This window comes from Kitasatospora sp. NPDC057936 (assembly GCF_042887525.1).
GTDB lineage: Bacteria > Actinomycetota > Actinomycetes > Streptomycetales > Streptomycetaceae > Kitasatospora.
The window spans coordinates 1-10,229 of the sequence record NZ_JBHVPD010000140.1; the positions used below are offsets into that span (position 1 = coordinate 1).

General features: G+C 73.6%; 9 protein-coding genes, 1 tRNA gene and 1 riboswitch. Of the genes, 4 read left to right on the forward strand and 6 right to left on the reverse strand.

Going from position 1 to position 10,229, the window contains the following annotated elements; translation table 11 throughout:
* Positions 1–1,622: 1,622 nt before the first annotated feature.
* From ACFVU9_RS42215 to ACFVU9_RS42225, 3 genes are all read right to left on the reverse strand, one after another.
* Positions 1,623–2,192, reverse strand: a complete 570-nt coding sequence (locus tag ACFVU9_RS42215; protein WP_387602813.1) for a TetR/AcrR family transcriptional regulator — start codon at positions 2,190–2,192, stop codon at positions 1,623–1,625.
* A gap of 38 nt (positions 2,193–2,230) precedes the next feature.
* Positions 2,231–3,058 carry an alpha/beta fold hydrolase gene (locus tag ACFVU9_RS42220; protein ID WP_387602816.1) on the reverse strand — a complete coding sequence of 276 codons (828 nt, stop codon included), beginning with the start codon at positions 3,056–3,058 and terminating at the stop codon, positions 2,231–2,233.
* A 142-nt stretch (positions 3,059–3,200) separates the two neighbouring features.
* Positions 3,201–3,491 (reverse strand): YiaA/YiaB family inner membrane protein, encoded by a 291-nt coding sequence (locus ACFVU9_RS42225; protein ID WP_380436885.1) that lies wholly within the window; start codon positions 3,489–3,491, stop codon positions 3,201–3,203.
* A 252-nt stretch (positions 3,492–3,743) separates the two neighbouring features.
* Positions 3,744–3,902: riboswitch (cyclic di-AMP (ydaO/yuaA leader) on the forward strand.
* 12 nt (positions 3,903–3,914) lie between these two features.
* On the opposite strand from ACFVU9_RS42225, the gene ACFVU9_RS42230 reads away from it, so the two are divergent.
* On the forward strand, positions 3,915–4,748 hold the full coding sequence (locus ACFVU9_RS42230) for a M23 family metallopeptidase (RefSeq protein WP_387602821.1): 834 nt from the start codon (positions 3,915–3,917) through the stop codon (positions 4,746–4,748).
* Positions 4,749–4,805: 57 nt separating this feature from the next.
* Here ACFVU9_RS42230 and ACFVU9_RS42235 read toward each other — a convergent pair whose 3' ends face one another.
* Positions 4,806–5,771, reverse strand: coding sequence for a hypothetical protein (locus ACFVU9_RS42235; RefSeq protein ID WP_387602824.1), 966 nt, complete (start codon positions 5,769–5,771; stop codon positions 4,806–4,808).
* Positions 5,772–5,813: 42 nt separating this feature from the next.
* Between ACFVU9_RS42235 and ACFVU9_RS42240 the strand changes: the two genes are divergently transcribed.
* The 3 genes from ACFVU9_RS42240 (at position 5,814) to ACFVU9_RS42250 (ending at position 8,233) form a co-directional block, all read left to right on the forward strand.
* Positions 5,814–6,470 (forward strand): GNAT family N-acetyltransferase, encoded by a 657-nt coding sequence (locus tag ACFVU9_RS42240; protein WP_387602827.1) that lies wholly within the window; start codon positions 5,814–5,816, stop codon positions 6,468–6,470.
* A 100-nt stretch (positions 6,471–6,570) separates the two neighbouring features.
* Positions 6,571–7,329 (forward strand): sensor domain-containing protein, encoded by a 759-nt coding sequence (locus ACFVU9_RS42245; protein WP_380494047.1) that lies wholly within the window; start codon positions 6,571–6,573, stop codon positions 7,327–7,329.
* Positions 7,330–7,414: 85 nt separating this feature from the next.
* Complete coding sequence (locus ACFVU9_RS42250) at positions 7,415–8,233, forward strand: hypothetical protein (RefSeq protein ID WP_387602830.1); 819 nt, start codon at positions 7,415–7,417, stop codon at positions 8,231–8,233.
* Here ACFVU9_RS42250 and ACFVU9_RS42255 read toward each other — a convergent pair.
* Entirely contained in the window at positions 8,230–9,384 is a 1,155-nt protein-coding gene (locus ACFVU9_RS42255; protein ID WP_387602833.1) for a hypothetical protein, read from the reverse strand. The genes ACFVU9_RS42250 and ACFVU9_RS42255 overlap by 4 nt on opposite strands.
* 536 nt (positions 9,385–9,920) lie before the next feature.
* A tRNA-Met gene (locus tag ACFVU9_RS42260) sits at positions 9,921–9,994 on the reverse strand.
* Between the last annotated feature and the right edge of the window lie 235 nt (positions 9,995–10,229).

Here is a 10,229-nt window from a genome sequence, read left to right on the forward strand (position 1 = left end):
CAGCCTCCTTCCCCCGCACGGGAAGTCGATCCTGCCGACTTCCCGTGCCTTTCGGACCGCCGCAGCCCGCCCCCAGGCCCTCCCGCGTCCTCGCCAACCTCCCTCCCCCGCACGGGAAGTCGCCCCCGCCGACTTCCCGCGTCGCCCTCATCCCGCCGCCACACGGCCCCGGAGCGCGCTCTCCCGCCACGCCTGCTCGCGCGAGAAGTCGGCTCCGCCGACTTTCAGCGCGGCCTCGGTGTCCTGCAGAGGTGCTCCTTCGCCGTGCCGCGCGCCCGATCCCGGCTCTCTCTTGCCCTCCTGCTCGCCGCACTGCGCGAGAAGTCGATCCCGCCGACTTCCTGTGCTCTCCGGATCACCGCAGTCCGTTCCCGGCCCCCGCGCGGCCTCACCTACCTCCCCCTCCCCGCGAGAAGTCGATCCCGCCGACTTTCTATGCACGCCGGGCCGGCAGGGCTCGCGCCAGGCTCTCCGTGCGCTCGCTGGCCTCACTGCGCAGGAGGTCGCCCCCGCCGACTTCCCGCGCGCTCCGGATCAACGCGGCCTGTCCCCGGCCCCGCGCACATTTGCCAACCTCTCTCCCCGCACGGGAAGTCGATCCTGCCGACCTTCCGCGCCGCCCTCATCCCGCCGACTTCCCGCGCGCTCCGGAGCATTCTCTCCCATCACGCCTGCCTCGCACGAGAAGTCGGCTCCGCCGACTTTCAGCGCGCTCTCGGTGTCCTGCAGAAGCGTTCCTTCAGCGTGTCGCGCGCCCCGTTCTTGCCCTCCTGCCCTCTTGCTCGCCGCGCTGCGCGAGAAGTCGATCCCGCCGACTTCTCACGCGCCTCCGGGAACGAGCAGAACCGTTTCATCGCCGCCATGCGCAGAGTGCGCCGCCTCCCCGCCAATTGCACCGCGCGAAAAGTCGGCCCATTCGACTTCCAGCGCGCTGCCGCCTCTGCCAGGCTCCGTGCGCGAGGCGCCAGCCGGGGCGACTTCCCGCGCGGCTTGCCCAGTGCCCCACGGGTCTGCGCCCGCCGCATGAGAAGTCGACCCTGCCGACTTCCCGCGCTGCCACCCGACCCCGTGGCCTCGATCTCGTCCGCACGAGAAGTCGACTCGGCCGACTTCTCGTGTGTTGTGCCCCGGGGTTCCAGGGCGCGCAGGATGTCGAACCTGTCGACTTTTCGTGCGGTCCTCGCGTGGTGGGGGAGGGGGCGGTCGCGTCCTGCTCGCCTGGGAGGTCGGTCTCGCCGACTTTTCGTGCTGCCCTCAACGTGTTCTGCGCCTTCGCGTGGCGAGAGGTTGGCAGCCTCGTCGGGGGCGCGATCGGGACCGGCCTCGATCTCGTCCGCGTGAGAGGTCGAATCGGCCGACTTCTCGTGCGTTGTGCCCCGGGGTTCCAGGGCCCGTAAGAAGTCGACCCTGCCGACTTTTCGTGCCGTCCTCGGGTGGCGGGGGAGGGGGCGGTCGCGTCCTGCTCGCCTGGGAGGTCGATCTCGCCGACTTTTCGTGCTGCCCTGAACCTGCTGCCGCGCCCTCGCGTAGCGAGAGGTTGCCGGCCTCGTCGGGGGCGCGATCGGGACCGGCCTCGATCTCGTCCGCGTGAGAAGTCGACGCGGCCGACTTCTCGTGTCGCCTCAGGCTTTTGGCCAGGTGTGGAGGCCGCTCGTCAGGGTGGTGATGAGGCGGTCGTGGGTGGTGGTCAGGTCTTCGGCGAGTTGGAAGGCTCCGGCGATCGAGAGGGAGGCGAAGCCGTGGGCGAGGGAGCGGACGGTGCGGGCGGCGTGGATGGCTTCGGAGCCGTCGAGGCCGTACTCCCGCAGGACGGCGACGATCACCCCCACCAGCCGGGCCGCCGCCGCGTTGAGGTCGTCGTCCGCCTGGGGGGCCTGCGGCAGGGCGTTGTACCGGTGCGGGTACGCCGTCGCGTAGGCGTGGTAGGCGCGGAGGACGGCGGCGACGGCGTCGTCCCCGCTGCGGCCGAGGGCGGCGTCGGCGAGTCGGGCGGCCAGTTCCTCGGTGACGCGGACGGCGATGAGCCGCCGCAGTTCGGTGAGGCCGCCGCTGACGTGCTTGTACAGGGAGGGGGTGGCGACGCCGGCCCGGGTGGCGACGGCGGCGAGGGTGAGGCCGTCCGGTCCCTGGTCGTCGATGAGGGCGAGGGCGTGGTCGACGACCTGCTCGGGCGTCAGTCCGACTCGGGGCATGGCTCGGTCTCTCTGTGTCGTGATCCGGGGGAGGAGGCTCAGGCGATCTCGGTGAGGAAGGGCAGCAGGGCACCGGCGACGGCCTGCGGGTTGTCGGCCATCGGGTAGTGCCCCGAGCCGTCGATCATCACCTTCCGGGCGCCGAGCGCCGCGGCCTGCCGGTCGGCGACGACCTCCGGCTTCGGGAAGTCGGGGTCCTTGGCGCCCATGAGGACGAGCGCCGGGCACCGCACGGCGGCGGTCCAGCCGACGGGCGAGGAGTCGCCGCGGACGTGTCCGCGGGTGGCGGTCCTGCGGCCGGGGGTGCGCAGCGAGTCGACGAGCCCGGCCACGTACGCGTCGAAGTCGGCCGGCTTGGCGCCCGGGTAGGCGAGCTTGCGGTGGTAGAAGCCCCAGAACGCGGGCCAGTGGATGACGACGGTCCCCATGGCGTGGACGACGCCGCGCATGAGGGCGTTCTGCGGGAGGTTCTCGATGAAGGCGTCGATCAGGACGATCCCGGCGACCCGCTCGGGCGCGTCCCCGGCGACCTTGACGACGGTCGCCCCGGTGTAGGAGCTGCCGGCCAGGACGGCCCGCTCGATGCCGAGGTGGTCGAGCAGGGCGAGGACGTCGGCGGCGATGGCGCCCGGCGCGTAGTCGTCCCAGGCGATCGAGGACTCGCCGAAGCCGCGCAGGTCCATGGTGATGACGCGGTGGCCGGCGGCGGCGAGAAGCGGGACGAGGTGCCGGTACGAGCGGCGGCTGTCGAGCATCCCGGGGAGGAGGACGACGGGGGTGCCGTCGCCCTTCCGGGTGTCGTCGAAGGCGATCCGGCCGCCGGGAACGTCGAGGTACTGGGTGTCCGGGGTGGTGGTGCCGTTCATGGTGGGCCTCCTCGGTCCGCTGCTGCGGTGGCATCGGCGGTGCTGCCGATAGCCATAAAGCTAAGGCTAATAGCCTTAGCCGTCAAGCTATCGGCCCGCCCGATGTGAGGAGGCCGTCCGCGCCGACCGGCACCCTGCCCCCTCACGTCCCTTCGACCTTGAACGGGTCGTGCTCGCTGAGCAGCTTCTCCAGCCGGGCCTGGTCCACCCGGGTGACGATCTCGTTCGTCTCCTGCTTGTCCCGGATGACCTTGGCGAGCGTGAAGGAGGAGGTGACGGTGTAGAGCAGGCCGATCCCGAGGAAGGCCCGGGTCCAGGCCCCGACCGGCAGGTAGGCGATCCCGAGGGCGAGGGCGGTGCCCGACAGGGCGAAGGAGAGCACGGCCTGGAGGTAGTACGCGGCCGTGGTGCGTGACTGCATCGGTGCGTTCATGGCGCCAGGATGGCGGCGGTCCGGCCGCCGCACATGAGTAGGAGTACTCAGACGGGCCTGGTCGGGCCGTCGTTCGGTGATGCCCAATCACGTTAAGTAGTGCCAGGGGTGGGTAAGAGCCGCAAATCAGTCATAGGGCGCAAGGCACCCGCCCGGTTGTCGGCCGTCCCGGGCGGATGGCTTGGAATCAGGGCGCCCTAGGATTAACGTTTGATAACGCAGCGCGGTCGAAACGCCGTACCCAGACGGCACCGTGCGCCGTCGCCTAATCCCGCCGGCCGGCCTCCGGGCAGGTCAGGGAGCCGGGGAACCACGTTCCTTGGGGTGAATCGGCGGGGCCCCGGCCCGGCCGTAGGAGACCTTCCTGCTCCGAACCCGTCAGCTAACCCGGTAGGCGCGAAGGAAGGAAAGGAGCACGCCTCCGTGGCGTCGACGCACACCCCGGCACAGCCCGCCGGCCCTGCCGCCGGTACCCAGCTCCTCGACCACCCCCGTCCGGCCGGGGACGAGTTCCCGGCCCCGGAGGCCGAGGCCAACCGCCACCGGATGCCGCGTCAGACCCGCGGAGCCTCCCCGCTGCTCGGCGTCACCGCCGTCGCCGCCACCCTGGGCGCCACCGGCTTCGCCTCCGCGACCCCGGCCGCCGCGCCCGCCGTCGAGTCCCCGGACGAGGCCCCGGTCGCGCTCGCCGCAGACCCCGGCCTCGCGCTCGCCGCCCGCATCCAGCAGCAGGCCGACGGCCAGCGCACCGTCGCCGAGGAGAGCGCCCGCGTGCAGGCCGCGCAGGAGGCCCAGGCCAAGGCCGCCGCCAAGGAGGCCGAGGCGAAGAAGGCCGCCGACGACGCCGAGAAGGCCAAGGCCGCCGCCCTCACGCTGCCGGTGCGCGACTACAACCTGAGCGCCCACTACGGTCAGAGCGCCCGCTACTGGGCGCACCTGCACACCGGCCTGGACTTCGCCGCCGACACCGGCACCGCCGTGTTCGCGGTCGGCCAGGGCACGATCACCTCGGCCGGCTGGTCCGGCGCGTACGGCTACCGCATCGTCGAGACCCTGCCCGACGGCACCGAGATCTGGTACTGCCACCTCTCCTCGATCATCAAGGGCAGCGGCACGGTGACCTCCGGCCAGCAGATCGGCAAGGTCGGCGCCACCGGCAACGTCACCGGCCCCCACCTGCACCTGGAGGTCCGCCCGGGCGGCGGCGCCCCGGTCGACCCGGAGACCTGGCTCCAGCAGCGCGGCCTGAACCCCTAGCCACCGCGCAACGCAAACAGGGAAGGCCCCGACCGTCACCGGCCGGGGCCTTCCGCATCAGTCCTGTTCCGACGGTTCCGGCGGCTCCGACGATTCCGGCGACTCCAGCGATTCCGACGGCTCCGACGGCTCCGGCGATTCCGACGGCTCCGACGCCTGCGGCAGCTGCGCCAGGTACGCCTCGATCTCCGCCGGCCCCGGCTCCGGCGCGAGCTCCGGGAACTCCTCGACCAGCAGCCGCGGCAGCCCCGGCACCGTCCAATCGCCGCACAGCGCGAGCGCCGCCTCCACCGCCGCGTCCTCGAACTGCCCGAAGTCCCCGGCCAGTTCGTCCGGCATCGGGCGCCCCAGCGCGTTCAGCTCGGCGAGGTTGCGGTAGCTGCGCCGCATCAGGCCCTGCTCCAGCAGCCGCCGCGCACCGTCCGTGGCCATGCCGACCGACAGCACCCGGCCCGGGCCCCAGCCCTGCTCGTCCGGCTCGTCCAGCCACCCGGCCTCGGCCAGCGCGGCGAACGCGTCCAGCCGGTCCTCCTCGGCCAGTTCGAGGAACCCGGCGAGCCAGTCCCGCACCGCGGCCCCGTCCGTGACGTCCACCCCGTGCGCGCGCAGCAGCACCGCGTACAGCCGGGGCCACGTCACCAGGTCGGCCCGGCGCAGCAGCCCGGCCGCGACCTCGCCCTGCCACTCGGCCTCGGCGTGCAGCCGCTCCTGCCGCTTGGCGTTGAGCCGCTTCGCCGCCCGCTGGTGGTCGACCAGCAGCCGGACGGCCTCGCCGTACGCGAACGGGTCCTCGTCGGGGGCGGGCTGGACGTACAGGTGGAGCCGCTCGTACAGCAGGTGTTCCACGGCGTCCGAGGTCAGTTCGGGCCAGCCGTCGCGCATCCTGCCCTCGCCCAGCTCCAGCAGCGCCAGCACCGTGCGCAGCGGCGCCTCGGCCACCGGGGTGCGGCCCTCCGCCGCCGCCCAGGCGAGCAGGTCGGCGGCCCTGGTGCGCGGGGCGAGCCGCAGGTCTTCGTCGTTCATAGCTCGAACGGTAACCGCTGGTCGGGGGTAGGGTCGGCAGCCATGGTCCCCGTACGTCTCACCGGCCCCCGGCTGGCCATCCGCGAGTACCACCACACCCCGGAGGAACTGGACGCGCTGCACGCGCTCTTCGGCGACCCGGAGGTCACGCGGTACCTCCCGTTCGAGCCGCGCGACCGCGAGGCCTGCGCGGACCAGCTCGCCCTCTACCTGGAGGGGGCGATGGAGGAGGAACGCGAGACCTACCGCCTGGCCGTCACCCTCCACGGCGCCGATGCCGAACCCCAAGCCGAAGCCGACGCCGCACCCCGAGCCGACGCTCGAGCGCGGGCCGACGCCGGAGCCGACGACCCGGCGGACGCCGCGCCGATCGGCCAGGCCGCCCTCACCCTCGGCCCGTACCGGTCGGCCGAGCTCGGGTACGTGCTGCGCCGGGACGCGTGGGGGCACGGCTACGGGAGCGAGACCGCCCGGCTGCTGTGCGTCCTCGCCTTCGACCACCTCGGCCTGCACCGGCTGGCCGCCTCCGTGGACGTCGACAACGCGGTCTCCGTCCGGGTGCTCGGGAAGCTCGGCTTCCAGCGGGAGGGCCGGGTCCGGCACGACGTCCTCAAGGGCGGCGTCTGGTCCGACTCGTACCTGTACTCGCTCCTCGCCGACGAGTGGCGGGGGAGCGGAACGGCGGGTACGGGGGGTTAACCCCACCCCGGATCCGCCAGGCCTCCGGATGCCGCCGGACCACCCCGCCCCACAAGAATGGAACCGTCAGCAGGGGAACGAGACGGGCAGGGGCCGGGACATGAGCAGCTTCACCACACACGACCGCGACTGGGACGTCCTGGACGGCCACGACGGCCGCACCGGCGAGCGCACCGACGACAGCCGCCCCGCCCGGGCCCGCCGCACCGAGGAACCGCCGCCGTTCTGGCGGGCGCCGTTCTCCGCGCACTACTACCGCGAGGTCGGCTACGCCCTCACCGGGCTGCCGGTCGGGCTCGTGGGCTTCGCCGTCGCCGTCATCCTCTTCTCGTTCGGCGTCGGCACTTTCGTGACCGCCCTCGGACTGCCCGTCCTGGCCGGGCTGACGGTCGCGGCCCGCGGCTTCGGCCGGCTGGAGCGCTCCCGGGCCCGCGGCATGCTCGGCCTGGACGTGCCAGGACCGGCGCCGGTGCGCCAGAGCCGGCCCGGCACGTGGGGCGCGATCACCGCGCGGCTGGCGGACGCGGCCGGGTGGAAGGGCGTGCTGTACCAGGTGGTCATGTTCCCGTGGGCGGTGTTCAGCTTCGCGATGACGCTGGTGTTCCTGCTGGTCGGCTGGACGATGGCGCTCTACCCGCTCTACCACTGGGTCTTCCCGACCTTCACCTCGTGGCGGGGCTACAAGGTGTTCGACTACACGGACGGCAAGGGCGTCGAGCACGTCTACTTCGTCGAGGGCGCCGGGCAGATCGCCGCGGTGTCGGTGGCCGGCATCGTGATCGTCTTCCTCACCGCGCAGCTGGTCCGCAGCCTGACCAACGTCAACCGGGCCGCGATCCAGGGCCTGTGCGGCCGCTGACCCGCCGAGCGAGCCCCTCCCGGCCCCGACCGCGCCCCGGAACGCTCCGGATGCGGCCGGGGCCGGCCCGTGTTGCGATGGCCGGGTGGCCGACGACACCCCAGCCGCAGACCCGGCCGCAGACCCGGCCGCAGGCCCAGCCACGGACCCGGCCGCAGACCCGGGCCGCGCCGCGGACCCGGCCGTGGACCCGGACCCGCTGGTCACCTCCCGCCCCCTGGACGAGTACTGCGCGCTCTTCGGCCTCACCCGGGCCCGGTTGGCCGCCCTGCCGGGACCGGTGCTCGACTGCCCCGGCGGCGCCGCGGGTCTCCCCGCCGAGGCCCGCGCCCTCGGCTGCCGCGTGATCGCCGCCGACCCGGCCTACGCCCTGCCCCCGCCCGCCGTCGCCGCCCACGCGCTCGCCGCCCGGGCCGCGATGGCCGCCGCCATGACCACCCGCCCCGAGCTGTACCTGTCCGCGCGGCTGCTCCCGCCCGACCGCTACCTGCGCAGCTGGGACCGCGCCCGCCGCCTGTACGTCGCCGACGCCGCCGCCCACCCGGAGCGGTACGTGGCCGCCGCGCTGCCCCGACTGCCCTTCGCGGACGGCACGTTCGCCCTCACCCTGAGCGGCTACCTGCTCTTCGCCTACCCCGAACGCTTCGCTCCGGCACGGCAGTTGGACGCCCTGGTGGAGCTGGTCCGGGTGACCTCCCCGGACGGCGAGGTGCTCGTCCACCCACTGCACGACGGCCGCGGCCGCGCCTGCGGCCACCTCGACGCCCTGCGGTACGCGCTCGGGGAGCGCCGGGTCGCCAGCGAGATCCGCCGCTTCCCGCGCGCCGGGGACGGTCACACCCGCCGCGTCCTCGCGCTGCGGGCCGCCGACCGCCGCCGCCGCGAGGCCGGCCGCACCGCCTAGGAGCCGCCCCCCGGAGCCGCCTGCCGCGGCGGAACGACCGCAGGGACGGAAGCGGGCGCGGAAACGGGCACGAAAGCGGGTGCGGACACAGGGGCCTGCGGACCGGCCGGCGCCTCCAGCCGGGACAGGATCTTCTCCGCCAGCCAACTCCGGTCCGAGCCGTACGGAATGCCGTCCGGCAGCATCAACTGCCCGGCCACCGCGTCCCGCAGCCGCTGCGCCTCCGCGCCCGGCAGCCCGGAGAGCAGGCCCCGCGCGGCCAGCAGCGCGTGGTACTGCTCGAAGCCCGAGCGCGGGCGCTCGATCGCGTCCAGCACGCTCGACAGGTCGGCGAGCGCAGGATCGCCCTGCATGAGCGCGAGCGCCTGGATCCGGCGGCCCTCCGAGCCGTCCGCGTACAGGTCCCGCACCTGGTCGGCGGTGAGCGCCGAGCGGCGCGCGGTCGAACGGACCTCGGCCACCACGCCGTCCGGCCCGGCCGCTTGTGACCCGGCGGACGGCGGCAGCTGCGCGGCGAGCGCGCCCGGCCGGTCCGCGCTGCCGCCCAGCACCCCGAGCTGCTGCATCGCGCGCACCCGCAGGTCGTCCGCGCCGACCTTGTCGCCGTGGCGGTCGCGGTCCTGCCCGGCCAGGAAGAGGTCCAGCGCCTGGTCCGCGTCGGTCAGCACCTGGGGCAGCGCGAGGCGGGTCACCAGCCAGCCTGCCAGGAAGCCGAAGACGGTGAAGTACAGCACCAGCGCCGCCGCGAACGGCACCGCCGCGTCCTCGCCGCCCAGTGCGGGCGCCAGCGCGGTGCCGAGCTGGTGCAGCCGTTCGCCGAGCGAACCGAGCTGGGTCAGCCCGACCCCGAGCAGCACCTTGGTCAGCCAGTCCGACACCTGCTCCAGGTTGGTGTTCGGTGCGTACGAGCCCTGCGGCTCGCCGGAGCCGTTGCGCACCCGCGGCACCCCGAACAGGAAGCCGAGCGCACCGCCGACGACCGACGACGCCCCGGCGATCACGAGCCCGCCGCCGAGCGCCTGCCAGGCGTGGGCGCGGCCGAGCGAGAAGAGCAGCAGGCCGAGCAGGCCCGTCCCGAACAGGACGGCGGCCGCAGCCCGTTGAGCCGTCCGCAGGGCCGCCGTACCGGTCCGCCGCCGCGCCTTCGTCATCGCGTACCCCCTGTGCCCGCGTCGCTCCGCTCCGGAACCCCGGCCGACTCTAGCGTCGTGGTCCCACTGCGGACACGCCCCGGGGGTGCCGCGCGGGCGCCGCGGCGACGACGGACGGAGAAACGCAGACGGCCCGTGGGCTGCTCCTCCGCGCCGGCCCGTGCACTGGCCAGGCGCCGAGGCACCGGGGATGTACCGGTGAGCCCACGGGCCGGGTGACTGCTGTGGATTTCGCCTGCCGGGAGCCCGAGGGCTCCACCCTGCGCAGGCAGGGGCGGCTCTAGCGAGCAGCCACCTCACGCATCCTGATGGAACTCAATTCAGGATCACCTCCTTTCAGTGTGCCGTCACTGTAGGCAGCGCCCCGGAGGGAGGGCAACGGATTATTCGCGCGACCGCTCGGGCGCTCTCGTGCCGGGGCCGGCGTCGGCGCCGGGGGCGGAAACAGGGCCGGCGCCAAGAGCGACGGGCGGCGAACGGCCGGGGGAACGCGAAAGGCCCGGAGGACGGATCCTCCGGGCCTTTCGGCTACTGAGTAGCGGGGACAGGATTTGAACCTGCGACCTCTGGGTTATGAGCCCAGCGAGCTACCGAGCTGCTCCACCCCGCGTCGGTGAACCCAACAGTACGGGAAAGTTGCCGCGATGGGAAACGAGATCGAAAACGGGCCGAATGCGGGCCGAAAACGGGGGCGGAAACGGGGGTGGAAACAGGGCCGGGGCCGGGGCCAAGGGCGCCGGGGGCGGCGTACGGCCGGGGGAACGCGAAAGGCCCGGAGGACGGATCCTCCGGGCCTTTCGGCTACTGAGTAGCGGGGACAGGATTTGAACCTGCGACCTCTGGGT